Source organism: Mucilaginibacter hurinus (genome assembly GCF_003324525.1).
GTDB lineage: Bacteria > Bacteroidota > Bacteroidia > Sphingobacteriales > Sphingobacteriaceae > Mucilaginibacter > Mucilaginibacter hurinus.
The window spans coordinates 59,896-85,101 of record NZ_QGDC01000008.1 but is presented as its reverse complement, the minus strand read 5'-3'; the positions used below and the strand labels follow the sequence as shown (position 1 = coordinate 85,101).

At 42.7% G+C, this 25,206-nt stretch carries 22 protein-coding genes and 2 tRNA genes; 10 read left to right on the top strand and 14 right to left on the bottom strand.

The genetic code is table 11. The features are described 5' to 3' along the window. Positions 1-354: 354 nt before the first annotated feature. Both DJ568_RS14400 and DJ568_RS14395 read right to left on the bottom strand, forming a co-directional pair. Positions 355-2,805, bottom strand: coding sequence for a PAS domain-containing hybrid sensor histidine kinase/response regulator (locus DJ568_RS14400; protein ID WP_114005995.1), 2,451 nt, complete (start codon positions 2,803-2,805; stop codon positions 355-357). A gap of 22 nt (positions 2,806-2,827) precedes the next feature. After that, positions 2,828-5,542, bottom strand: a complete 2,715-nt coding sequence (locus DJ568_RS14395) for a TonB-dependent receptor (RefSeq protein ID WP_114005994.1) — start codon at positions 5,540-5,542, stop codon at positions 2,828-2,830. Positions 5,543-5,695: 153 nt separating this feature from the next. On the opposite strand from DJ568_RS14395, the gene DJ568_RS14390 reads away from it, so the two are divergent. The 3 genes from DJ568_RS14390 (at position 5,696) to arsB (ending at position 7,850) form a co-directional block, all read left to right on the top strand. Continuing rightward, a tRNA-Arg gene (locus DJ568_RS14390) sits at positions 5,696-5,769 on the top strand. 372 nt (positions 5,770-6,141) lie between these two features. Beyond that, complete coding sequence (locus tag DJ568_RS14385) at positions 6,142-6,771, top strand: arsenate-mycothiol transferase ArsC (protein ID WP_199560991.1); 630 nt, start codon at positions 6,142-6,144, stop codon at positions 6,769-6,771. Between the two features lie 2 nt (positions 6,772-6,773). Further along, the gene (gene arsB, locus DJ568_RS14380; RefSeq protein WP_114005993.1) at positions 6,774-7,850 is read left to right on the top strand and encodes an ACR3 family arsenite efflux transporter; all 1,077 of its coding nucleotides are present in this window, start codon (positions 6,774-6,776) and stop codon (positions 7,848-7,850) included. A gap of 26 nt (positions 7,851-7,876) precedes the next feature. On the opposite strand, the gene DJ568_RS14375 is transcribed toward arsB, so the two are convergent. The 3 genes from DJ568_RS14375 to DJ568_RS14365 form a co-directional block, all read right to left on the bottom strand. After that, entirely contained in the window at positions 7,877-8,227 is a 351-nt protein-coding gene (locus tag DJ568_RS14375; RefSeq protein WP_114005992.1) for a hypothetical protein, read from the bottom strand. Then, on the bottom strand, positions 8,203-8,853 hold the full coding sequence (locus tag DJ568_RS14370) for a hypothetical protein (protein ID WP_114005991.1): 651 nt from the start codon (positions 8,851-8,853) through the stop codon (positions 8,203-8,205). Before DJ568_RS14370 ends, DJ568_RS14375 begins: the two co-directional genes overlap by 25 nt. An 80-nt stretch (positions 8,854-8,933) precedes the next feature. Further along, on the bottom strand, positions 8,934-9,893 hold the full coding sequence (locus DJ568_RS14365; RefSeq protein ID WP_114005990.1) for a CvpA family protein: 960 nt from the start codon (positions 9,891-9,893) through the stop codon (positions 8,934-8,936). 169 nt (positions 9,894-10,062) lie between these two features. On the opposite strand from DJ568_RS14365, the gene DJ568_RS14360 reads away from it, so the two are divergent. Continuing rightward, on the top strand, positions 10,063-10,809 hold the full coding sequence (locus DJ568_RS14360) for a nucleotidyltransferase (RefSeq protein WP_114005989.1): 747 nt from the start codon (positions 10,063-10,065) through the stop codon (positions 10,807-10,809). Positions 10,810-10,813: 4 nt separating this feature from the next. Then, a complete protein-coding gene (locus tag DJ568_RS14355; RefSeq protein ID WP_114005988.1) occupies positions 10,814-11,554 on the top strand; it encodes a metallophosphoesterase family protein in 741 nt (246 codons plus the stop codon). Positions 11,555-11,611: 57 nt separating this feature from the next. Here the strand turns inward: DJ568_RS14355 and DJ568_RS14350 are convergent, their stop codons facing one another. Continuing rightward, complete coding sequence (locus DJ568_RS14350; RefSeq protein WP_114005987.1) at positions 11,612-12,367, bottom strand: SGNH/GDSL hydrolase family protein; 756 nt, start codon at positions 12,365-12,367, stop codon at positions 11,612-11,614. A gap of 243 nt (positions 12,368-12,610) precedes the next feature. Between DJ568_RS14350 and DJ568_RS14345 the strand changes: the two genes are divergently transcribed. Continuing rightward, positions 12,611-13,651 carry a quinone-dependent dihydroorotate dehydrogenase gene (locus DJ568_RS14345; protein WP_114005986.1) on the top strand — a complete coding sequence of 347 codons (1,041 nt, stop codon included), beginning with the start codon at positions 12,611-12,613 and terminating at the stop codon, positions 13,649-13,651. Between the two features lie 57 nt (positions 13,652-13,708). Here DJ568_RS14345 and DJ568_RS14340 read toward each other — a convergent pair whose 3' ends face one another. From DJ568_RS14340 to DJ568_RS14330, 3 genes are all read right to left on the bottom strand, one after another. Further along, positions 13,709-13,879 carry a spore protein gene (locus tag DJ568_RS14340; protein WP_114005985.1) on the bottom strand — a complete coding sequence of 57 codons (171 nt, stop codon included), beginning with the start codon at positions 13,877-13,879 and terminating at the stop codon, positions 13,709-13,711. A gap of 32 nt (positions 13,880-13,911) precedes the next feature. Next, positions 13,912-13,982, bottom strand: a tRNA-Cys gene (locus tag DJ568_RS14335). 47 nt (positions 13,983-14,029) lie between these two features. After that, positions 14,030-14,779: a TrmH family RNA methyltransferase gene (locus DJ568_RS14330; protein WP_114005984.1), complete on the bottom strand. Its 750-nt coding sequence runs from the start codon at positions 14,777-14,779 to the stop codon at positions 14,030-14,032. Here DJ568_RS14330 and tamL point away from each other — a divergent pair. After that, a complete protein-coding gene (tamL, locus tag DJ568_RS14325) occupies positions 14,770-17,154 on the top strand; it encodes a translocation and assembly module lipoprotein TamL (protein ID WP_114005983.1) in 2,385 nt (794 codons plus the stop codon). The genes DJ568_RS14330 and tamL overlap by 10 nt on opposite strands. A 57-nt stretch (positions 17,155-17,211) precedes the next feature. On the opposite strand, the gene DJ568_RS14320 is transcribed toward tamL, so the two are convergent. Continuing rightward, on the bottom strand, positions 17,212-17,742 hold the full coding sequence (locus DJ568_RS14320) for a hypothetical protein (protein ID WP_147238766.1): 531 nt from the start codon (positions 17,740-17,742) through the stop codon (positions 17,212-17,214). Positions 17,743-17,777: 35 nt separating this feature from the next. Then, positions 17,778-18,272 (bottom strand): TspO/MBR family protein, encoded by a 495-nt coding sequence (locus DJ568_RS14315; RefSeq protein ID WP_114005981.1) that lies wholly within the window; start codon positions 18,270-18,272, stop codon positions 17,778-17,780. Positions 18,273-18,363: 91 nt separating this feature from the next. On the opposite strand from DJ568_RS14315, the gene DJ568_RS14310 reads away from it, so the two are divergent. Both DJ568_RS14310 and DJ568_RS14305 read left to right on the top strand, forming a co-directional pair. After that, positions 18,364-18,726, top strand: coding sequence for a cupin domain-containing protein (locus tag DJ568_RS14310; protein WP_114005980.1), 363 nt, complete (start codon positions 18,364-18,366; stop codon positions 18,724-18,726). A 148-nt stretch (positions 18,727-18,874) separates the two neighbouring features. Further along, positions 18,875-19,171 (top strand): transmembrane 220 family protein, encoded by a 297-nt coding sequence (locus tag DJ568_RS14305; RefSeq protein WP_158534942.1) that lies wholly within the window; start codon positions 18,875-18,877, stop codon positions 19,169-19,171. A 7-nt stretch (positions 19,172-19,178) separates the two neighbouring features. Here DJ568_RS14305 and DJ568_RS14300 read toward each other — a convergent pair whose 3' ends face one another. The 3 genes from DJ568_RS14300 to DJ568_RS14290 all read right to left on the bottom strand — a co-directional run bounded on the left by DJ568_RS14300 (position 19,179) and on the right by DJ568_RS14290 (position 21,982). Beyond that, positions 19,179-20,024 (bottom strand): transglutaminase-like domain-containing protein, encoded by an 846-nt coding sequence (locus tag DJ568_RS14300; RefSeq protein ID WP_114005978.1) that lies wholly within the window; start codon positions 20,022-20,024, stop codon positions 19,179-19,181. Beyond that, positions 20,021-20,767 (bottom strand): peptidase, encoded by a 747-nt coding sequence (locus DJ568_RS14295; RefSeq protein ID WP_114005977.1) that lies wholly within the window; start codon positions 20,765-20,767, stop codon positions 20,021-20,023. The genes DJ568_RS14300 and DJ568_RS14295 overlap by 4 nt, the downstream gene beginning before the upstream one ends. 105 nt (positions 20,768-20,872) lie before the next feature. Further along, complete coding sequence (locus DJ568_RS14290) at positions 20,873-21,982, bottom strand: serine hydrolase domain-containing protein (protein WP_158534941.1); 1,110 nt, start codon at positions 21,980-21,982, stop codon at positions 20,873-20,875. 295 nt (positions 21,983-22,277) lie between these two features. Here DJ568_RS14290 and DJ568_RS14285 point away from each other — a divergent pair, with 295 nt between their 5' ends. Next, positions 22,278-25,127, top strand: a complete 2,850-nt coding sequence (locus DJ568_RS14285; RefSeq protein ID WP_114005975.1) for a carbohydrate binding domain-containing protein — start codon at positions 22,278-22,280, stop codon at positions 25,125-25,127. The last annotated feature ends 79 nt before the right edge of the window (positions 25,128-25,206 follow it).

Here is a 25,206-nt window from a genome sequence, read left to right as displayed (position 1 = left end):
ACTATTGTAGCTCAAAAGTTTATAATAAGCCCGTAAGAAAAATTCTAAAACACAGCACTCGCTTATTCCTTAAGGTTGTAATATGTGTTTAAACATCAAAGTGTAAAAATATTGTTATTTAAAGATATTTTGAGCTCAGATAGTGTATTATTTACACTTAAAATTATACATTTGCCCCTGTAAGATTCTTCTTACTAATGTGATAAGGTTTAGGTTGAAAGTCCCCAAGCAGCGAGTGTGCGGGGACTTTTATTTTTTAGCTGTTTATGTTATTCGTGAAAGAGCTCTTACGGCAGGTGTTTATAATTTATTAGTCGGGCATGATTGTCCCGTGCCGCTATACAGTAACGCTATCTAAGCGTATTTTTCCAATAAGTTTTTTAATTCGCCAAGGTTTATAGGTTTCGATAGATAGTCATCCATTCCTGCAGCAAGGCAGTCTTCTTTATCTTCGCTCATAGCGTTCGCTGTCATGGCCACTATAACAGGTTGCTTTTCAAAACTCTGCCTTATTACACGTGTAGCCTCAATGCCATCCATCTCAGGCATTTGCACGTCCATCAGTACCAGGTCAAAATAATCCTGATTGAGCGCTCTTATAACGTCCTTCCCATTTTCAACCAAAGCAGGGATGTATCCTAATAAGCTCAGTATTCTTAATATCAGCTTCTGGTTTATCATGTTATCTTCGGCAACCAATATTTTTACGGGGTATAACCGGGCAAAGTCAGGCGATAATTTATCTGATTTATAAGTCTCCTTATCAGCGGTAACGCTTATGTCCTGGTTAAAGGCAATCTGAATCTTTTTGTATAACAGCTGCTGTTTAATGGGTTTAGTCAATATAGAGGTAAATAAATGGCCATATTTCTTCTTGGTTTCATCGCCAATGGAACTCAAGAGGAGAATAGGGATGGCATTATTTAACTCTTTTATACGGGTACATACCTGTACGCCATCCATTTCGGGCATTTGCATATCTGATATTACCAGGTCAAAATCCTTTTCGCGATTAATTATTTCAAGCGCTTCCCTGCCCGATGACGCTAAAACAGGCTTCAGCTTCCATTGCTCCAATTGAATCTTCAAGATTTTAAGGTTGGTGTGGTTGTCATCTATCACCAGCACTTTTTTATCGTCGAAGCCGCTAATCCCCGATTCAAAAGTCTGTTCGGGATTTACTGCCTCGGTGCATTTAATGCTGAATGAAAAAACAGTTCCCTCACCCATTTTACTTTTAACCTTTATACTGCCATGCATTAATTCAACCAGGCGCTCGCTGATAATTAGCCCTAAACCGGTGCCCCCGTACTTGCGGGTTGTAGATGAGTCGACCTGCGAAAAAGCTTTAAACAATGTGGAAAGTTTGTCTTCAGGTATCCCGATGCCGGTATCACGCACATCAAAGCTGAGCTCCAATTCCTCTCCAGCCCGTCTGGCCAGGCTAATGCCGATGAATACCTCACCCTTTTGCGTAAATTTTAGCGCGTTACCCACCAGGTTTATAAGCACCTGGCGCAACCTCAAACCGTCCGCGTAAAGGTAGGCGGGTATGCCCGGGCCTATCTGGTGTATCAGCTCTATTTTTTGCTGTGCCGCTTTTACCGAAAATACGTCCAGCACCTCTTCAACACATTGCCGCAAACTGAATACATGCGGGTCTATCTCCATATTTCCTGATTCGATTTTTGAAAAATCAAGAATATCGTTAATCACATTCAGCAAGGCTTCACCACTGTTCCTGATAGTTTCTGCATATTCGCGCTGCTCTGCATCAAGTTGTGTCTCACAAAGCAGAGCCGTCATTCCCAGTACACCGTTCATAGGTGTGCGTATTTCATGGCTCATGATAGCCAAAAAGGTGCTTTTCGCCTGGTTCGCCTGGTCGGCTTTTTCTCGTTCCTTTAGTAATTGTATGTTCAGTTCTCTCAAATAATCAGCCTGCGCCATTAACTCGTCTGATTGCGACTGCAATTCTTCGTTTACGGTTTGCAGTTCCTCGGCCTGGGCCTGTAGTTCTTCGTTAAGCGTATGCAATTCCTCTGATTGCCGCTTGATGATTTCCTGTGCATTTTTTGCTGCAGTAATGTCTTTTGAGATGGTATGTACGCCTACTACCTTGTCGTTTAATATTACGGGGATTTTAGAAACATCTATATAGTAAGTTAGTCCGATACTTGGCATAAATAAGGTTTGCTCGAATTTAGCCGGGATGCCCTGCAGCGCAATCTTTAAATGCCTATCAGAAATGTCTTTATTTTGTGTGGGAATAAAATAAGAATAATGCTGTCCAACTACCTGGTCTTTTGGCAAACCATATAGCTGAGCCGAAACATCATTCACGTCCCTTACGTAACCCTCCGTATCCTGGTAATAAACCATGTCAGGGTTGTTGTCAAAAATGGCTTTATACTTAAGCATGGCATGCTCAAGTTCAAAGTATTTAGCCTTGCGCTCAGATATATCTTTTGATGTCAGCGCTATACCATTGATATCCGCACGGTCAAGATAATTAACGGCCAGGGTTTCCATCCATAGCCAGTCGCCGTTCGCTTTTATAAAGCGGTGTTCAATTGTTTTGGCTTCGCCGGGTTTTAAGTTGTTTAACAATTCATCAAACTCAATTCTTTCAACCGGGTGCACAAAGCAGGAAATATTCCGCCCGATGATTTCTTCTGGCTGATATTGTAACAGATTAAAGCTGGCCGTACCGGCCATTATAAATTTCCCGTCTTTATCCAGCAGCGTTAAAAGTTCGGTGTTGCGCTCGGCAAGAGCCTTATAAATCAATTCAGTATTCCCCATCTTCAATAATCTTATTCAGCCACTAATTGCCGGTGCCAAAATTATAAACCGTTCTCACCATTAATTGGTGGCCTATTATCGGCGCGCCGTAAATAAAACGATAGTCTTCGTTAAATAAGTTTGTACACGTAGCATTAATTTTTAATCCATTTTTAAAACCATAGCCTATGCTTAAATCGGCCATAGTGCAAGCATCAACAGGGCCGGTAAATAATGCTCCGTTTATCGCCTCCCATTTGTTTTGATACCGAACAGCCACTGAACCGGTAAAGCCGGAGCTTGGCTGATAACCGATGCCGCCCTTAATTTTAGTAGAGGGGACATTAAGGGAAAAATTTGTTACGGGGGCATTGGCCTGCTCGCCAACAGGTACGTTTTTAAACAACGTTTTACTCAGCCAGCTTACCGAGCCATACACCGATATATAATTATTAAACAGGTATTCAGCACCAGCGTCTATACCTGCGTACCTTATCTGCCTTAAATTATAATAGGAGAGGTCGACAGTAGGCCGATTGGTGAGCGGTGCCTGATCTGACCGGATGACACCTAGCGGAACGTAGCCGCCGTTGGCATTAATTGCAAGTGAGGTAGCAGCATCCTGGTAAATTGAAGCGAGTTGACCTGGCGTAAGGCCGTATTTTGCAAGCTCATCCGCGCTAACCGTGGCCGCCACAGCGGTAGCCATATCTGCCCCTAAAGTTGTTTGTACCACAAGCGGTGTTGCCGTAACAGGTGCCGAGAGCATATTTTTACGCACATTGTAGTAAAGGTCTAACGTAATATTCAACTTATTGGCGAAACTCCCTTTATAACCGGCCTCATACATATTAGACGACGACAACCTTAATTTATCACGTGGTAATACCGGCATAGATTGAACACCAGCCGACGCTCCGGGGATAACCGGAGTAAGCGAGGCAAGATAATCCGTTAAAGGTTTGGGCAGATTGCCTGAACTTGATATACCGGCCGTTAAAACCGCGTATACAGGTGCAAGTGCCTGGCCTACGCCATCATATACAGTATTGCCGGGTAAAAAGCTGGTAGTTTTTGGGTTGTTAAATGTGACCGGCTGTGCCCCGGCCAACAAATGTACCGAATAGGCATTGGCATTGAGTAAAGCCAGATCGCTGAATAAACTAATAGATGTTGGGCAGCTTACTGCGTGGTTAAAAGTGGCCCTAAAGGAATGCTCAGGCGCCGCTTTATACACCAGGCCAAGCCTTGGCGAAAAAGAAGTTGCGCTAAGTGCGGTAAACCTGTCAATCCTGCCTGCTGCTACAAAGTTTAGCTTATCAACAATACGCGTGTCTGTTTGCAGGTAAGCGCCTGCTATAAGCACCTTGTCGTCATTTTCATACCTGCCGCTTACAGTACCCTTTGTGTCAACCGTGTTCGACCGGTAGTCTGATCCTGCGGTAAGTTTCATCCTATTATTCAATGCCGAAAAGCTGTATTGTACCTGCCCTTCAAGCTGGTGTGATTTGGTTATGGTAGAGAAACCTGTGGTGTATAAACCGGTATTCCCATCACTTCCGTCGTAATACGACCAAAAGGCCTGTGCAAAAAGGCCGCCCGATTGTAGCCTTAACTGCGTGAATGTGCGTGGTGCCTTTGCATAGCCTTCGCCCTGCGCTGTGCGGTAAATATACTTCGCGGTGGAGTAGCCACCCACGCCTGTTATGGTGGTGTTCAGCCCAGGTTTATACTCTAACGTTCCGGTAATGCCGTAAGATTCTGTGCGGTAATCGGGTATCTTTTTAAAAATAGTATCTCCGGTTAAGCTGCTTATCACGGCTTTTTTATAAAGGGCTAAATGTGCGGCGTCAACCGGGTTATCCGGTCGCAGCGGCCAGTCCTGCGCTGTGCGGTAATAGCCTAAAATTTTATATCCCAGGTTTTTTGCCCGGTTGGTATTTGCTACCCGGACAGCTGTTTCAAAAGCACTGCGCGAGCCCCCGGCAATGCTTACGGTAGTACCCGGATAGTCTATAGGGCTCTTCGAGATGAAATGGACGATACCTGCTTCAACTCCCGGGCCATATAATGCCGAGCCAGGACCTTTGATCACTTCAACCCGGGAAAGGTCTATAGCATCTATTGGCTGCTGACTGTACCCAAGCGTACCCAGGCCGGGCAGTACCAAGTTACGATAGTCAAGCATTACAAATGTTTCTGTCTGAAACACGGTGGAACTTCCCCTTAAAGTGATCATTCCGCTGTTTACACCGGCTTGCCCTACATCAACACCTGTTAAATTTCGTAGCGAAAGAAACGGGTTGCCTACAACATCATTTAATATCTTTTTCGACCCGATGACGCTTATGGCAACAGGTGCCTCCTGTATTTTTTCGGGCCGGCGTGATGCAGATATAACCACCTCTTCCAGATTCTGCGATTGAGGCGTCAAAACTATTTTTAAAGCTGTTTCATCGTTTGGAACCACGACTTCCTTAGTTTGATAGCCTGTAAATGAAACCATGAGCCGAAGGGGAAAAAGCTGTTTGAGTTGCAATACGAAATTACCACTGTTATCTGTGGAAGTTGCAGCATCGCCGTCTTTTACAGAAATGCTAACTCCCGGAAGCCTGATGCCGCTTTCGTTCTCAACTGTACCTTTAATAACTGTTTGAGCGTACGTATCGCGGTTGTAGAAAAGTAATAAAATTATGAGTATAGATGCTTTAGATAAATTAATTGAAAAAATACAGCAAATACGCGTCAGACAATTCATTTATAACTAATAAGTTTAACTTAATGGTATCAACTTTTACGGAATGACCGGCAGATAGGTTTAATTTAATTACTTCGCTCGTTATCAAAGTTGCCATCTTGACACAATTTTAGCATATTTGCACCCGCAAAAGGATTATACGTCCTTTAGCATGGTCCCGTAGCTCAGCTGGATAGAGCAACTGCCTTCTAAGCAGTAGGTCTTTGGTTCGAATCCAAACGGGATCACCTGATAAAAGGGAGCCTTCCAGCTATGGTGTTAGAAGGCTCTCCTTTGTTTTAAATCTATCATGGCTAAAGGTAGGTTTGACCATCAGTTATGTGAGACTCAAATGCTAAGTACTCTTGATTAGCTTTAGATTCCAAACTCGTAAGTAGTTTTTAAAAAGGACGCCTGACCAATGCGCGCGGTTACCACTGCCATTTCAATCCTTCTTTCACCCAAATGTGTTCTTATTTCAATTAATAGTTTGTTGCCCCTGCTTCAAGTATCACTAACTTAACCCGGATAAATACATTATTAAAATATTAATCGTAATATTGCGATTATAACAACATTGGTTGCAACTTAGCCTAGGTTGCTTATTAGTAAATACACTTATGTCTTTGAACACAATTCTTTACCAGGAAATACGCGACGTTGCTCAGACGCTGGATTTTAAAACCATTTCGTTGGAGCGTAAATCTGTATTGCAACCCCTCATTGACTTTATCCAAAGCAAGTCTGTTGCGCAAAAGGATATCAGGCTGAATATGATCTGCACCCATAATTCCAGACGAAGCCACTTATGCCAGGTTTGGGCGCAAGCAGCTGCAGCCCATTACGGAATTAAAAATGTCTTTTGTTATTCAGGTGGTACGGAAGCAACTTCCTTGTTCCCCATGGTAGCTGAAACTTTGCGCCAATCAGGCTTTAAAGTGCAAACTTTAACGAAAGGCAGTAACCCTGTTTATGCAATTAAATTTAGTGAAAACGGACATCCTATTATTGGTTTTTCGAAAATATATAATAACGATTTTAATCCGGGAAGTGAATTTGCGGCAGTTATGACATGCTCGCAGGCCGATGCTGGATGCCCATACATTTCAGGTGCAGAAAAGCGTTTTCCAATACCTTTTGAAGATCCGAAAGCATTTGATAATACGTCACAACAGGCAGGAAAATATCATGAAAGAAGTGTACAGATTGCCAATGAAATGTTTTATATATTCTCACAAATACAAAATTAAGTATGTCGGCAAATAATTGTGCGCCGGTGGTGGCGCGTAAAAAATTGAGTTTTTTAGATCGCTACCTAACCTTGTGGATTTTCCTGGCAATGGCTTTTGGTGTTGCAGTGGGGTATTTTGTTCCATCAAGCAGTGCATTTGTTAACTCCTTTTCAAGCGGTACTACCAATATCCCCCTTGCAATAGGCTTAATTTTAATGATGTACCCGCCATTGGCTAAGGTTGACTATGCCAAAATGGGCGAAGTACTCTCAAACATCAAAGTACTCGGGGCGTCATTGTTTCTGAATTGGATTGTTGGTCCGATTTTAATGTTCGCCCTGGCATTGCTGTTTCTTAGGGGTTATCCGGAATACATGATAGGGGTAATTTTAATTGGGTTGGCACGATGCATTGCAATGGTAGTAGTTTGGAACGACCTTGCCGACGGCAACCGTGAATATGCTGCCGGCCTTATTGCGCTAAATAGTATTTTCCAGGTATTCTTATACAGTTTGTACGCTTACATTTTTATCACAGTACTGCCTCCATACTTTGGGTTTGATGGTTTTAAAGTTGATATAAGCATTAACCAGATTGCCGGGAGCGTGGGGGTTTACCTGGGTATTCCATTTGCCCTGGGAGTTATTAGCAGATATGTACTGATAAAGATAAAGGGTAAAGATTGGTTTCAGCAAAGGTATGTGCCTTTTATATCTCCCATCACACTCATCGCTTTATTATTCACCATCATTATTATGTTCAGCCTTAAAGGAGAGTTGATTATACAGATTCCGATGGATGTGGTAAGGATTGCTATACCGCTGGTTATTTATTTTACTGTGATGTTTATTATCAGTTTTTTTATTGGAAGATATTTCGGCGCTGACTACTCAAAAAGTGCAGCTATTGCTTTCACTGCCACGGGTAACAACTTTGAATTGGCAATTGCTGTTGCTATCGGGGTGTTTGGTATTAACAGCGGGCAGGCATTCGCCGGCGTTATCGGGCCTTTGGTTGAAGTGCCTGCCCTGATTGCATTGGTTAACGTTGCATTCTGGTTAAGAAGGAGGTATTTTAACCATAAAAGTCACGTATAGCGTAAATTAACATGTCATGTGATGATTTAAAACATATCGGGTGTAACAAACCAGGCGGCTATGAGGGTTAGTAAGCCAATAACAAGCAGCGCGCCGTATAATTTTCGGTTGACAGCGCTTTTACTGTTAAAATAACATATTAGTATCCATATCAGCCAGATTATAATGAACGCGAATAGCAGTAAACCGTACACAAGCCCTGATAAATCATAACTTCCTCCGCCAATACTTCCATTGATGTCATCTTCATGCAGCACAACACATAGTACTGCAAATGGTATAACCAGGAAGGATAAATTTAAAATAAACTTAGTGGTGGTGCTCATTGCCATGTGGTAATACTTTGTTGCTATTATTTGCGTGATTTCGATCTCCATTCATCCAGGCTCAATTCTGTGTCCGTCCCCGCATCGTAAATTTTTATCATATATTGAGGGTAGGTATAAACCCTAAGCATCAGGAATCTTGAAAAATTGTCTGTTTCGCGGCTTCCGGTCTCAACAAGGTAGAAATCTTTTTCTTCTGAGGGCCTTTCAGCAATTAGCACCTGGTCGGCGCCGCTTTGTACCTCAGGGATGTTCTTAACGTCTTGTAATACCTTCTTTTCCGTTATCGGAGCCACAAAAGGTTTCCCGTTAATCAGCCGGAAGTGCGACATGCGCTTTGCCGTATACTTACTGTCGTTGTCGCCGGCTTCATAAAGAGTGTCAATAAACCACTTCACCTCAAATAGCCTGTTTTTTAAATTATAGGCTATCGCGGTATCGGTCACAAGTTTTACCGTATCCTTCCGCTGATTAATGAACACAGCGTACCAATAATCAAAATTGCCATCAAAGTGGATAAACTGCAAAGTATCGGTATTTGAGTAAGCATGACGATCGGGGCTTTGGTTCTTCACAGGTATTGTGACAGATGCACCTGTAAATTCTTTAGGAACATTTTTGTCCTTGCCGTTACCTAAAAGTAACGCGGCGGTAATAAAAAGAGTAACTGTAGTCATAAAATAGCTAATTGGTGATGTTTTTCTTTTTAAACGTTGATTACTATGGCTCTTATTCATCTACTGTAACTTGTCAAACATTAATTTCTAAAATTTTGCGTGATCATCAATCCGTAGATGCCTCCATCCAATATGCCAATGCCTAACCGCCCGAAAGCAGCGTGAAGGATGTTTGCACGATGCCCCGGCGAATTCATCAGACCCTCGTGAGCCTTTGCCAGTGTTGGAGCAATTGCCAGGTTCTCTCCTGCGGCAATAAACATAACCTTTTCGTCTCTTATCCTTTCAAAAGGGTTCTTACCTTCAGGAGTAAGGTGCGAAAAGTAGCCTCTTGCAAACATATCCTTTGAGTGTTTTAAGGCCGCCACCGCTATGGCAGGATCAGCCTTAAGTGGTGTCAGGCCATGTTTTCTGCGTTCCCTATTAACCATTGTGAGCATACTGGCTTCAAGGTCTGTACGTCTTTGGGGATTGTTAACTTTAAACGGAAGGGTTATAAATTTTTCTTTGCCTACCGCTGCATCCGTTTTTGGCACAATCCTGTTAAACAATGCTGTAAACACTGGCGAGGCCTTTTCCTGAAACCACGATGTATCGCCTATAACCCAGTTGCTTACTTTACTTGATCTTCCACTTTCGGCAACCGGCGACATGATAGGTAGTATACGAAACAAACTGGCAGCTATCGCAATCCATAAAAAGCCGTTTATAATTCCGGGCGCTATTCCTAATAACCTGTTAACCGTAGTACGGTGCGTCTTTTCAGGAATTTTATTTAGTACACGGTCTGCCAGCGTGTCTAACGTAATCCGTGCAGCAACCAAAACTATGATGAATGCCACCGGTGCAGACCACGGCCCCATAGCGGTAAAATTTTTATCAAGTAAGTTGCTCAGCGGCTTGTTCAATAAAATGCTTGCCATCAAACTGCCCGCCCATGATAGTAAATCCAGCGTAGACAAAATGAATCCACGCCGCACACTGGTTACCGCACACAATAGCAATATTAGTATTAAGATAACGTCTACCCAGTTTATCATGTCTTACACCTTAACGTATCAACAAACCCCTTAGTCGGATGTTTAAGCTCACCGGTTTATTTTAACGGATATTGCGTTTAAAGCCAATAGCTAATAATCAGTTTTAGTAACCGCGGACACTTTCCAAACATTACAATTAACAATTAGTTAATGTAAGTAAATAGATAACATGACAACCGATATAAAAGAGGAGAGAAGAGAAGCATATGCTTTTTACAAGGAGGCGCTGGATATACTTGGAAATACCGGAACAAATTTTATGCTTGGCGGCGCATTTGCCATGTTTAAATATACCGGCATATATCGGGATACCAAGGATTTGGATATTTTTTGTAAACCCAGTGAGTATCCTAAAATATTAAAGCACTTTGCTGCGTGTGGGTACCGTATTGAGTTGACAGATGTACGCTGGTTGGCCAAAGTTTTTAAAGGCGAGTATTTTATTGACATTATTTTTGATACCGTAAACAATATATGTACTGTTGACGACAGCTGGTATGAACGTGCTACCGAGGATGAGTTTGCCGGTGTTGCCGCTAAATTTATACCTCCTGAAGAATTAATATGGTGTAAGCTATACGTTCAAAACCGCGAACGATTTGACGGGGCAGACGTAAATCACATAATGCTTAGGTACGGTAAGCAGCTAAACTGGAAGCATATTCTTTACCGCATGGAGCCTCATTGGCATTTACTGCTGGCACAAATCATTATGTTTCAGTTTGTATATCCTACAGACTATCATGAAATTATTCCGAAGTGGTTGTTTGATGAATTAATGGCAAGGGCAAACGAGCAGTACGAGCTTCCGGCGGCCGTAGAACGGGTATGCCGTGGCCCGGTTATTGACCAAACACAGTATAGTGTGGATATTAAAGAGTGGAACTATAAAGTATCAACCATAAAAACTACCTGACACTATGGACGAACAACAAGCAAATATACGCATAGCAGCCGTTGGAGATATTCATGTTCGCACGGGCGACAAGGGGAAGTGGGTCAACCTTTTTAAAGAGGCCTCGCTGAAAGCTGATGTATTGTTACTTTGCGGCGACCTTACCGACACAGGCGACGAGCAGGAAGCTGAGCTTTTGGCTGATGAACTACGTAGCTGTGCTATACCCGTAGTAGCCGTGTTAGGCAATCACGATCATGAAAAAGGGCGGCACAAACTAATCCGGCAAATTATGCAGCAAACTGGGGTTAATATACTTGATGGTGAAAGCGTTGTTATAAAAGGAATTGGTTTTGCCGGGGTTAAAGGGTTTGGTGGCGGCTTTGGCAACCATATGTTATCAATGTTTGGCGAGCATGAGATGAAAGCATTTGTGCAGGAAGCAGTTGACCAGGCTTTAAACCTCGACCGCGCCCTTGCACGGCTTGACCAGGAAAATGATCACCTTAAAAAAATAGCGGTATTACATTATTCGCCAATGATGGAAACCATACAGGGAGAACCTTTGGAGATATTCCCTTTCCTGGGTTCGTCACGATTGGCCGAACCGCTGATACGCAGGCACGTTGTAGCAACCTTTCATGGCCACGCGCACGCAGGTACATTAGAGGGCAGGCTTGCCGATGACGTAAAGGTTTTTAACGTGGCTAAGCCGATATTGCTTAAGGCAGGTTATGATCCGCCGTTATTTATTTATGATGTTTAAAATAGTTAAACAACTTAAAAGAGCAATGCCTGCTTGTATAGGCATTGCCTTTTTACATTATTCTATAGCTTTTAGCCAGGCCTCGCTCATTAAACTGGTGCCTGCTATAGTCGGGTGAACTCCATCTGTAGTCCAATAGTCACCGGGGGCAACCTTTAGCGCCTCGTTAAAAACTGCCTGGTAGGGTATAAACACTGCGCCAAACTCGGTAGCAAGTTCTTTTGATACATTCCTGAAATTATCTAACGCCGGGTACCAGGTATCATCAACATGTTTTACACCTTTTAAGCCGAAAGGCTCTGCCAGTATCAGGCGAGCGGCCGGTAAGTCTTTTTTTATGTCTGTTAACAATTTCCGGTAGTTGTTGCGGTAATCGTCGAGCGTGCCTTTATAATTTATAGATGTTATTTTGGTATGCCAATAGTCATTTACGCCTATCATAATACTTATAACGGTGGGCTTGATAGCCAAAAAATCATCATTCCATTTAGTAAGAAGCTGGTTGGTTTTAAAGCCGGATATACCCTTGTTATAAATGGTCAATTTTTTATCGGCATGTTTATTTAACAACTTAGCAGCCGATAGTAAAACATATCCGTTGCCCAGGCCCGGGATAGTGTTAAACTCATGTTTGCCCCAGTCGCGCCCGCTGTCCGTAATCGAGTCGCCATGAAAAAGTATTATATCATCTTTTTTAAGCGCTACTTTCTTGCTTTTTTCGCTTGCGAAAACAGCGTTTACAATAGCTGGAATACTGATAGCCGCTGCGGACCCTATTGCGGCCTTTTTTATAAAGTTACGTCGTGTGGTCATATTATTTTGGTTACTTGCTGGGCGATGCCTGGTTTACGGCTTTGCGACGTTGCGTCTGAAACCATTAACCATGCTTTTTTAGATTAAGCCACCAAAGTACAAACATTTTCAAATAATGCAAATGTGTATGGTGGTCATTGGTAAAGGGCCTGCTTTAAAAGTTCGCTGTAATTTGTGCCGTTGGCTCTGGTGTTTCGCTTCTGAGCTTTCGCCTTTTCAACTCAAAAAAGATAACTTTGCTGCATGTATAGTTTGCTTAAACCCCTGTTGTTTCAGTTTGATCCTGAAAAGGTGCACTACTTTGTTACGCGTAACCTGATAAGAGTAAACAGATTGTGGCCGGGGCGAACGCTTATACGCGGGGTGTGGAACCTAAAGGATGCGCGCTTAGAGCGCGAAGTTTTTGGTTTAAAATTCATTAATCCGGTTGGTTTAGCAGCAGGTTTTGATAAAAATGGCGAGGTGATAAGTGAAATGGCCAACCTTGGTTTTGGTTTTATCGAGGTTGGAACGGTTACACCCTTACCGCAGCCCGGTAACCCTAAGCCGCGCATGTTCAGGCTACCGGCAGATGAGGCGCTTATTAACCGTATGGGCTTTAACAACCTGGGTGTTGATGTGCTTGCTGCGCGGCTGGCCGCCTACCGTATAAAACGGCCGGCAGGACAGGAAGGGGTGATTATAGGTGGCAATATTGGCAAGAATAAGGATACATCCAATGAAAACGCGGTCAATGATTATATAAAATGCTTTGACCGTCTTTTTGATGTGGTAGATTATTTTGTGGTAAACGTAAGTTCACCCAATACACCCGGCCTGCGCGCTTTACAGGAAAAAGAGCCTCTGATGAACATACTTAACACGTTGCAGCAACGTAACGGCAGGGATGGCGTAAGCAGGCCTATTTTGCTAAAGATCGCCCCCGACCTTACCAACGAACAACTTGACGATATAGTGGAGATTGTTGCCGCAACGAAAATAGCTGGCATTATCGCTACCAATACTACCATCAGCCGGGATGGGTTAAACTCAGCACACAAAACAGAGACAGGCGGTTTAAGCGGCCGTCCCTTAACCAAACGCTCAACCGAGGTCATCAGCTATTTGCATAAGCGCTCAAACGGCACTTTCCCGATAATAGGTGTGGGTGGTATACATTCGCCTGACGACGCGATAGAGAAACTAAATGCGGGCGCATCGCTTATACAGCTTTATACAGGCTTTATTTACGAAGGGCCGGGCTTAATAAGCCGGATAAACAAGCGGATACTGGCAGGTAAATAATAAAAAAATCCCGCCCGTATTTAACAGGCAGGATTTTTACGAAAATTTCTTCAACAATTATTTTGAAAGACCGGCTAAAACTTCGTTGTTTTTAGCTATCTGGTTGCCTTTTTTCTCAGTTGAGCGGCTGCCTAATTCAATATTTGTCGCCAGTTTCAAAAATTGTACTTCTAAACGTGAGAAGGTTTTGTTTCTTCTATCTTTTCTTTTTAAACGAGTAACGCCCATGATGCTTATTTTTTAATATTGTAAAAATCCTGAGGTCGGGAGCGGATTCGAACCGCTGTAAAAGGTTTTGCAGACCTCTGCCTAGCCACTCGGCCACCCGACCCTTTTAAGGACTGCAAAAGTAGTAATTATTTTTTTGGACTGCCAACTTTATTTAAATGTATTTCGCTTTATTTCTGAGCAAAATATCGCGGTAGCTATACCTACATTCAATGATTCGGCCTGTCCGGCACGCGGAATTGTAATAGCTTTGGTTATAAGTTTCTCAACCGCCGGCCGTACACCGTTGCCTTCGTTACCCATAACAATAAGGCCCTCGGTGCCAAAATTTGTATTATAAATACTTTGGCCGTTTAACAAAGCGCCGTATACAGGCAATGTATTGTTACGCAAAAAGGCCTCGATATTTACATAATGCACTTTTACACGCGCCAGCGACCCCATTGTAGCTTGCACAACCTTAGGGTTGTAAACGTCAACCGTATCTTCTGAGCATATAATGTTACCAATGCCAAACCAGTCGGCGGTGCGTATTATGGTGCCAAGGTTTCCGGGATCCTGCACCGCATCAAGCAAAATAGAAAAACTTTTTTTTAATATATCTGTACTTAACGCAGGCCACACTGGTATTTTTACCAACGCCACCGCATCCTGGGGGGTTTTAAGGCCGCTGATTTTTTCCAGATCGTTCAACGAAATTTGCTGAGAGTTTATTTTATGCGATAAATTCAGCAATTTTGGGTCAGTTGTATACGTTTGATAAACGGTGTCAACCTGGTAAGCCGAGTTAATAAATTCGTTAATGGATTTACGGCCTTCAACCAGGAACAAACCATGTTCGGTACGAAACTTTTTATGTTGTAAGGATTTAAATAAATTGATCTGAGATTTTGAAAGCATATATCAACCCTGCTGGTTACCGCCTTACAATATTAAGTATTCTTTTCATCATTATAGCTTCTGGCTGCAGCATTACCCGTAAACTGGATGACAGTCAGTCGCTGGTGCGAAAGATCACAATAAAGGGTGTTGATGACGAGTTTAAAGACCTGGCATTAAACTATATTGATAAAGAGCAGCGACCAAATAACTGGCTTAACTTGCAATTCTACTATATGTTTAGCCAAAATGGCAAAAAGAACATTGGTGAGCCGCCTTCAATTCTTGATAGTAACCTGGTTGAGATTTCGCGTTTTCAAATGGAAAAATTTTTGCGAAATAAAGGATACCTTAAAGCTAAGGTTGCTGATAGCATCAGTATAAAAAAGCAGAAGGCCGAGCTGATCTTTACGGCTGACCAGGGCCCTATGTTCCGGGTGCGGAATTTTACAGATAGCATTCAGGATAAACGCGTGAAGTCATTTTATGATGGATACCATGCCAAACTTGCCCATGTAAAACCGGGTAGCCGTTTTGATACCGATAGCCTTGCTTACGACCGCGACCAGCTTTACCTGGTAATGAAGCGCAACGGCTATTTTGATTTTTACAGGCAATATATTAACTACCATTATGATTCAACCTTTAATAACAGTGTAGTTGATGTAAAGATACTTATCGATAATCCTGAAGGAAAAACTGCCCACCCTATTTACACAATTAACAATACAATTGTAACAATAGCCCGTAATGTTTACGGCCGTACCACGGGCGACGCCGACACGATACGGGTAGATTCGCAGTTTCGTTTTGTCGATTATTCAAAAAGGTTTACCCCGCGCTCGGTTACTGATTACATTTTTCAAAAAAAAGGCGAACTCTATGATATCGACAAGCAAACGCTAACAACAACGCGGCTATCAGAACTCAACGTTTTTCGTAACGTGCCAAACCCTACTTACACCAAGTTAGGCGACAGCACCCACCGCCTTGATACCAAGATTGATATAGTCCCGATGAAGCGCATGAGCGACCGTATAGAGGGGGAATTTTTGTTTGCGAACGGGCGCCTCGGGTATAACATTGGTAACACTTTTACCAACCGCACCATGTTTAAACGATCGGCTATATTGCAGGTTAAAATAAATTGGAGTATACTGTTTGATACCGGAAACGATGGCAGAACCGTGCGGGGAGCTATTGAAAATCAGGATTTTAAAGCGGGTGTAACTTTAACTTATCCGCGTATACTAGCGCCGTTTAAAATACCTGTGTTAGGCAAGTACGGTGTACCGCATACTACTTTTTCAAGCAACTACCAGTTGTTTTATCAAAAAGGCTTGGTTAAACGCGAGAGTTTTTTAAACTCCGTTACGTATGACTTTTTTGAGACGCCCGATAAGCGGCATACACTCACGCCCATATTTTTTCAGTATACAAGCGGATCAGTTGATACGACCGCGTACAATGTATTGCTTGATCAAAATCGTTTTTCATACATCTTTTTGGTTGACCGTACCAATTTAACTATGGGCAGCCAGTATACCTACCAGCTTAATGCAAACAAACTGAATTTGTTAAGCAACTTCGTTTTCTTTAGGGGGACACTTGAAGTGGCGCCGTTTAGTAATATATTTAATGTGGGCAGGGCTGATCCTACGCCTGGTTTTTTTGATCAGAATTATTCCAACTATGTCAGGGCCGATGTAGACCTGAGGATGTATCGTACCGGCCGCAAGGAGCGGCAGTTTGTTTTCCGGTTTAATCCTGGTATTGGCGTACCGTTTGACCGGGGCGGCGAACTGATATTTGAAAAGAACTTTTATGCCGGAGGTGCCAATGACATACGCGCGTGGTTGCCACGCACACTCGGGCCGGGGCAATTTAACCGTGCGGTTTACGGCACAGGCGGTGAGGCTGATACATTGCGTTCGCTGCTCAGGTATATCGATCAGTATGGCCAGCTAAAGCTTACAGGTAACGTTGAGTACAGGTATAAACTGGCAGATAATTTCTTTGGCTCAAAGCTTAAAGGAGCGGTTTTTGTTGATTTCGGCAACGTTTGGCAGTTAGTAGAAGATGACCCTGCGTACAAGCGTAATTTTCGATTCAACAAATTGTGGGAGTCAACCGCTATTGGTATTGGTACCGGTTTCAGGTTTGATTTAACGTTTTTTGTTTTCAGGTTTGATATGGCCTTTAAGTTAAAAGATCCGCAATTTAACGGATCAGACCAATGGGTGCTATTTAAACATGCTGACGAATTATTCAAGACAGGCCCGTTCAAGCAAGCCTATCTGGAGGCCAATAAAACAGGTGTGGATGATAAAGGCCGCACCATTGGCGATCGCTATAACTTTATGCAGCTTAACTTTGGGGTAGGATTGCCGTTTTAATGTCATCAATAGGCCGGCGGTCTTGTTTAATCGACAAGCTGTATCACTATTTACCGATTAAAACAATCCTTTAAGTCCGTCAACAATGCTTTCAAAAAACCTGCCGATACTCAAGCCGTTGTGATGGTTAAAATAAAAGAAGATAATAAAGATTATTAGGGCAATAACAATAAACCGTTTAAACATGTAGGCCAGCAGTACAAGCCCTGCAGGTATTGCCAACAGCAGCACCCAGCTAATGTGCCAAGGTTTTAATTTATCGCCGTTTTTATAAATATAATATAAAATTGAGTGTGTACCGCTGTCGTTAACGTGCTTAGCATACAAAAAGGTCGATCTTTCTATTTTCTTACGATAAAATGCGGTTCCCTTTTCAAACTGTAAAGTTTCCTGGAAACCATTCATGGTGAAAGTGAAAACACCATTTACATTTTCCCGAACATGTTTTGCCGAATCAACGGCCTGTACAGCTACCTCACCCTGCGCAAAAGGATTTTCGACGATGGTAAAATGATCAATAGATACAGTATCGGCAAAAGCCGGCATAGTGCAAACGAACAGGCAAAGCAGCAAAAAAAATCTTTTCATTTTAAGCGGGTGATGTCTGCATAAAAATAGTGTTTTTATTCATTAAGTCTTAATATACTGTAATTAAGCACGGTGGCGAAGCTTACCCATAATATGTAAGGCACCATAAGCCAGGCAGCCGCTGTGCTAAGCTTTTTAAATGAGAAGATACAAGCTACTATAAGTACCCATAACAAAACGATAATTACCAGGGCACCAAGCACGTTGTGCGCCTGGAAAAATATAAACGACCAACTAAAGTTTAATATCAATTGCATAACATAAAGCGAGCGTGCCTTAAAATATGGCTCCCTGTTTTCCCTGTTTTGCCATACCAGGTATGATGCAACACCCATCATGATGTATAACGACGTCCATACAGGCGCAAACAACCAGCCTGGCGGATTAAAAGATGGTTTTTTTAATGCCAGGTACCATGCCGAATCGGAATCAGTGAAATAAGAGGCGGTGATGCCTATCGCCACGGGGATAGCAATGCAAATAATCAGCGGAAGCCATTCTGTTTTTTGTGTAGATTGTGTGTTGCTCATAAGGGTAAAGTTATTATAACTATTGTATTAACACAATAAGTTTAAGGGTAATGTTTACTTTTGCAGCCTTTATATCAAGCTAACTTACTGGATGATCAAAGCTATTAAATTATATACCGGGGAAGATAATCACTCCCATTTTATTACCGGTACAGTTGCCGAGGGTTTGTTGCACGAGGCGGCAACAGTACGTTTTCAGGAATCGCCGCCGCATTCGTTTTATGATTGGCATAATGCACCTACCGAGCAATATGTAATATCCCTTACGGGAACACTTGAATTTGAGACCCGTACAGGCGAAAAATTTATACTGAACCCCGGCGAAGTGCTGATAGCGCTGGATACTACCGGTACCGCCCACAAATGGCGCATGATTGATGATGATCCGTGGCGTCGGGTTTATGTAGCGTTTGATAAAGATGCGCCTATAAACTTTGTGCCGGACAAAGCGTAGTTTGTTATAGGCGGGAATAATAGGATGTATCGGAGTTACCGTTGGTTTACAACGCTATATTAATGAACCATGAAAATATTTAATATTGTTTTTATTATACTGTTTATTATATCAGCAGGGTTGCAGTATAACGATCCCGACCGTACCTGTGGATCCCCCTATATTTATATGCAGCCTTTGCTTCTTAACAATAACACACAAATATTATCCGCTGGCCTTTTATACTGCTTTAATTGGCTACCTGGCTTATGCCATTTACAAAATATTTGATGCTAATGGAGTTATTGACTGGATTACATTGCACGACGAGGAGAGCCTGGTACAAACCATGAAGGCCGAAAAGCCCTGGATTGAAGAAGCCAGGGAGTTTTTTGGATTGCTTATATGCTGGATTGTTGTACTAATAAACTGGGTGTACCTGAAACGCCGTGCCGGCAACAATTGAACGCTTTTTAAATGTAAGATATGCCCTGTGTGGCTTTTGGCTGGTAATAGAAAGGACTAAATCCCTCGTCGGCCAGTTTGCAGTTTACGGCCATCCTGTCAAAATAAATGTCTCCAAAAATATTGGCTATTGCCGAATCGGCAGCGTCGCGGCCGGTAGCAATTTTTATCATACTATTTAGCGGGGCCAGCCGCGTTGCATCAAACAATATCCATTCGCCACCAAGGTACGCTTCAAAGCATGCGTGAAAATCTGCGGGATAAAGTTTGTAGGCATACCCGGTAAAATAGCGGGCCGGGATAGTAAGCGCTCGGCACAACGCGATGCCTAAGTGTGCAAAATCGCGGCAAACTCCTTGTTGCTGTGTTACGGTATCATAAGCCGAAGTTTGCGAGTTGGTTGAGCCGCTGAGGTATTGCACGTTATAAAATATCCAGTCTACCAGGTAGTTTACCTTTTCAAAAGGGTTTTGTATGTATCCAAACATGTTATTGGCCAGTCTGAACAATTTATCCGATTGGCAATACCGGCTTGGGTTAAGGTATTGCAAAACTTCTACCGGCAATTGATGTACGGGTGTCTCTTCTACGTTAGCCAGGTCAACTAGTTTGCAGGCATTATCAACCGTAGCCTTGTAGCTAATTTTTATCGGTCCGGGTTCGGGTATTTCAAAACGTACCAGCCGGTTTTCGCCATGTAAGCCAACTAGTTCTTCGGCTTTCAGGTAAGGTTCAATAGTAAATGCTTCGCTAATTACGTTTTGCGTTGGTGTGCGTAAGGCATGTATGTTCAAAATAAGTGTCCCCGCAGTCTGTGCGGTATATTCCAGATCGGCAAATACGTCAAATCTCATTTGTTTCCCTCTTCTTTTTCTGTAATTGGCAATTTGTTAAATGCCTTGTCCATCCAATCTTCAGAAATATTTGCCAGAGCTTTTTTCAATTCTTCATCCCATTCCTCTGATATGGCAGCAAGGTCTCTTGCTTCGTAGCGTTGCTCAATTAGCTGGTAGCTATCTTTCTTGTACAGCACTACATCTATCGGATAATCAACGTTATTTGAACTTACACGGGTTGAATCAAAAGACAGGAAACCCGTTTTAAGCGACAGTCGCATGTCTGTATCTTCATTAAGTACTCTGTTTAATATAGCTTTGCCGTGGCCCGAGTTGCCTATAACTACGTAAGGTGCCCCTAAACCCAGTTCAACCCAATTTCCTTCAGGATAAAGCATAAATAATTTATGCTCAGTATCGTCTTTAAGCTGGCCGCCAATAATTGTATTCAGATCAAACTTAAAACCGGCTTGTTCAAGCGAGGCGCGGTCTTCATCGGCTGCCCGTTTAACTTGTTCGCCAAAGGCATTTACTGCTTTATATAATTTGTTATATTCATTAGAGTCAAGCAATTCGGTAAAATAAACCATTGCCTTGTCCCTTACAGACCGTAATCCGCTGGTCATGATAAAAAGGCAAAAGCCGTCTTTTTGTTCCAGGGTTATCTTTTTTTTTGTAGTGGTTTCAGTTCCGGATGTAATGCGGGTATCCGCTATGGCTACAAGGCCCTCTTTCACCTTTATGCCTAAACAGTACGTCATGGGTGTTATATATTTATTACATCGCCAATATACGTTAAATACCCTTGATTGCCGCCTCCAAAGGGCTAGTTTGAACTAAATAATAAGAAATATAACAAAAAATAACTATTGTTCCAGTACCCGGTTAACTTCTTGTCTTATCAAGGTGTAAGGCGCGGTTTCAAAAGTAGGTTTAGTGCTTACCGACGATACCGTAGTTTTTACAAACAAAATGCCACCAATGCCGTGCTTTTTATCTATCCATGGGCTAAAGCCAAAAGCACCCTGACTGCCAATCTCTACCGGGTTGCCGTTCTCGGTTTTCTCTATCCAGCACCCCAGGCCGTACCTGGCATTTCCACGTACCGGATCACCTTCAGTAGGCGACTCTACAAAAGGAACGCCGTTGGTTTGATCCTTTGTCATCTCCGCTACAGCGTTTTCGCTTAGCACCTGCACGTCTTTAAACCGGCCGTTGTTAAGTATCATCAATAAAAAGTTGGTGTAATCAGGCAGGCGGGTACCTGCGCTTCCCGATGGCATATAATTAGTGGTTGTACCTAAGCCCGCATAATCGGTATGTGTCATATTGCATTTATCAGCAATCCTTTCCTTGAACAGTACATCCCAAGTTTTTCCGGTGGCCTTTTCAGCCATACCAGCGGCAACATGCATACTTATGCCGCCATAGGCAAATGCTTTCCCGTTGCCATATAGTACTTTGGCCGGCGGGATATTAAAGGCCCCTATTTTTCCGCCGTGCCCTATGCCTTGCACTGCCTGTTGCAACGTTATATTCTTGCTTACAACCCACAAATTGGTATTGGAGCCTTCAAAGCCACTTGTATGACTAAATAATTGGCGAATAGTCATATCCCTCCGGTCAGCAGCGGCAAACTCAACAGGATAATAAGCGGCCGCTTTTGTATTAAGGCTTAGTACTCCTTCATCAACAAGGCTCATAATAACGGCAGATGACAGCCATTTGGATGCAGACGCGATAGGTATATAAGTATTATCATTCCATGTGCCGTAATATTTTTTAAACAGTATGTTGCCGTTTTTATCAAAAAGAACCAGCCCTGCGTTATTTCCTAACAGGTTAAGATTGTTACGCATAATGGTATCCAGTCTGGTAAAGTCTTTCGTGCCTGGCTGCGGCTTAACCGGTGTACTGTCTTTTTTGCAGGAGGATATAAGAAATATCAGTGCCAGGATAAGAGAGAGGTTTTTCATGTCTTTGATCAATTGCATATAGCAGTTAACTAGTCAATTGACTGTAATGTCCGCAAAAAGGTTTAAGTACATATAAAAAAGAAACCGGGTAAGGCGGTACCCGGTTTCGTTAGTAATATGTGTTTATTTGAAAACAGAAAACACGCAGCAAAAATACAACATTCTTTAAAGTGATAAAGCGTTTCAGGATAGCTCATGATTGTTAGATGTATCAATTTTGTTATAATGCGGCAGAATATATAAAAGTTGCAACATTAGTTTAATTTTGATTGCCAATAATCCTAACCATAGCCATATGAAAAAATTATTACTATCTTTATTTTTCGTAATTTTATACAGTAACCTGTTTGCCAATATTACTCAAAACCATTGGCGCTGGCGTAACAACGATGGTAACGAGCAAACCGCTACGTGGAAAGCGGGACAGGATACCGCGATTGTTATAGATGACCTTAAATCTTTTAGGCTGCGTGCTGAAATTTATAACGATGCGAATGATAGCACTAAAACCATTACCCGTGGTTTGCAGTACTCTACATCAACTTCGGGCCCATGGTATAATATTAGTGATGCTACACCGCTAAATGCTTTTGTATTTGCCGGAGACGGTTTTTATTTAAAAAACGGGCAGGCCACAACTAAACAATTAAAAGCTGCTAAATATCCCGCTTTTGAGCCGGGAAGTGTGCTTACCACCGCCGATAATACCGATAACGTCATCAAATTTAACCGCAGCCGCGAGTATGAGTGGCATATAAGGGCTACTCAATATGCAAAACCTAACACAATCTATTACTTCAGGGCTAATAATACGGAGGGAGCCGGTGGTCGTTATCCGCGGCTTACTACCGGCAACTCATTTACTCCTGAAAAGGTGATACTTGTTAATGGCGGTTTTGAAGGAAACCAGCAAGTATGGACGCCCAGCAATAGTAACGGCAGCGTGTCAACTATTGCGGTTAATACTACGGCCAACCAGGTGCACTTTGGCTCAAAAGCCTTGAAAATAACTGTAACTGACCGTAGCAGCCTCAATTCAGTAAAATTAACACACAGCGGTTTTACAGCCGATAGCGCACGCACTTACCTGCTGCGTTTTTGGGCAATAGCTGAGCAAAATAACGCAGAGTTGCGTATAAACGTAAAGTCTTCGGCAGGTGATAATATAAATCAATACCGCATAAGCAAGCGGTTCGATCCGGCCGGCAATGGCTGGCAGGCTTACGAGCATGCGTTTAAGGTGCCAAGCGGTGCAGCTACATTGGAAATCACCTTTAATACCAACACCACTTATTACCTTGATGATGTGGAGATTTTTGACGATACCCACCCAAACATCGACGTTAAAACACAATACAAGTGGCAATATAATCACCCTAACCCCGGATGGATATCTGGTGATAATGACACCTCTGTTGAACTGCCCGATGGCAGGGTAGCGTGGGTATTCAGCGACTCATTTATGGGTACGGTTGATCCGCACACTAATATTATGAGTGATAACCGTATTATCAATAACCTGGTGGTGGTTGAAGATCAGAACGAACAATTTTCGTACGTTATCAGGGGCACGCCCGGTAACGCACAGTCATTATTTGCGCCGATTGACGGTCGTGTGTTGTGGAATGACGGTGCTGTAGTTGATAATAACCAGCTTAAAGTGGTGCTATCACAAGTTAACGGCTTAAGCACTGAAGGTACTTATATTGGTACCCTATCGCTGCCTGATTTACAACAGGTAGGCACGCCGGAAAAAGCATATGACCATATAAATGCCATTATGCAGGATGGTGAATATAATTATATGTACTTCGGCGAATCGATAGGCAATTTTGAACGTTATACCAAAGTTGCACGCGTAAAAAAAGGCCAGCTGCATTCGCAAATCCCCTGGGAATATTACTCTAACGACGGAACATGGAGCCTTTCAAAAGCAAATGCAAAAAGGCTGATTTCAGGCGCTGTTGCCACGCATGTAATGAAACTTGGCGCAAATAGTTATGTTATGAATGCTGTGCCAAATTTAAGTGGTGAAATAGCTGTATGGTTCGCCGCTTCGCCGGCCGGGCCTTGGATAAATAAAACCGTTGTTTATAACACACCTAACCGTGAAAACGTACTGGCTTATTTTGGGCATATAGACGCGGGATCAGGTAAAGACGGCGTTTATACTTTCACATATTCATCATATCCGTTTATAGATGGCGATCCTGTGCCTATGCAACGCAATGATAAAGGTGTATACACTATTCACTACGCTAAGGCAAACTTGCTTGAACTGTCGCCTTTTACACCTAAAAAAGATCCTGACAGCCTGGAGAGCTATTCGGTTACCAGCGCAGGAAAAAATATCATCCTTAAATGGACAACAGCTCAAACCGGTCATGATCACTTCGAGCTGGAAGAAAGTTATGACCTGGCGTCATGGACCAATGTAGCCAATGTTGCCGGCGGAAGTGGCAAAAAGTACGAAGCGAGGTTTAGAAATCCAGCGCCTGGCACGGTTTACTACCGCATGAAAATTTTTGATGCCGATAAAAATATGACCACTACCCAGGTTATGAAATACCACATCAGCCCAACTGCGGTTCCGGTTAGCTTTAGTGCTAACGCCACCGGCAACCGTATAAGGTTGAATTTTACCACATCATCAGAGATATTAAATCCCAAATTCAGGATAGGCCGGTCGGCAGTAAACAGCACCGAAGTAAGCGACTGGACAGAACTGGCTGTTGTAGAGGGCGCAGGTACAACCGGAAGCACCAAAAGCTACGAAGTGTATGATAACAATCCGTTACCAGGCCGTAACTACTATGTACTGGCTTACTATAAGAGCGGTAAAGAAGTATATTATCCTATACGTTCTGCCGAGATAGTTAATACTTTACAAACAACACGTATCACTACGTTTGATGTTTACCCGAACCCATCGCAGGGGAATGTTCAATTTGCTTTAAAGGGCTACACAGGCGGCGACATCACGGCTACGCTAACTAACCTGTTTGGTAAAGTAATAGGCACTGAGACTTTAAAAGTCAATATTACCGAAACGTATACGCTACGCACGCGCCCTGCCGCGGGTACCTATATACTGAATATAAGCGGAAGCGGCTTAAAGGAATCAGCTAAGGTAATACTGCAATAGCGGATGATTTGATTTAATAATGGAGCGCTACAAATTTCTGAGCGCTCCATTTTTTTTGGTGGGCAAAGATGATGGCCAT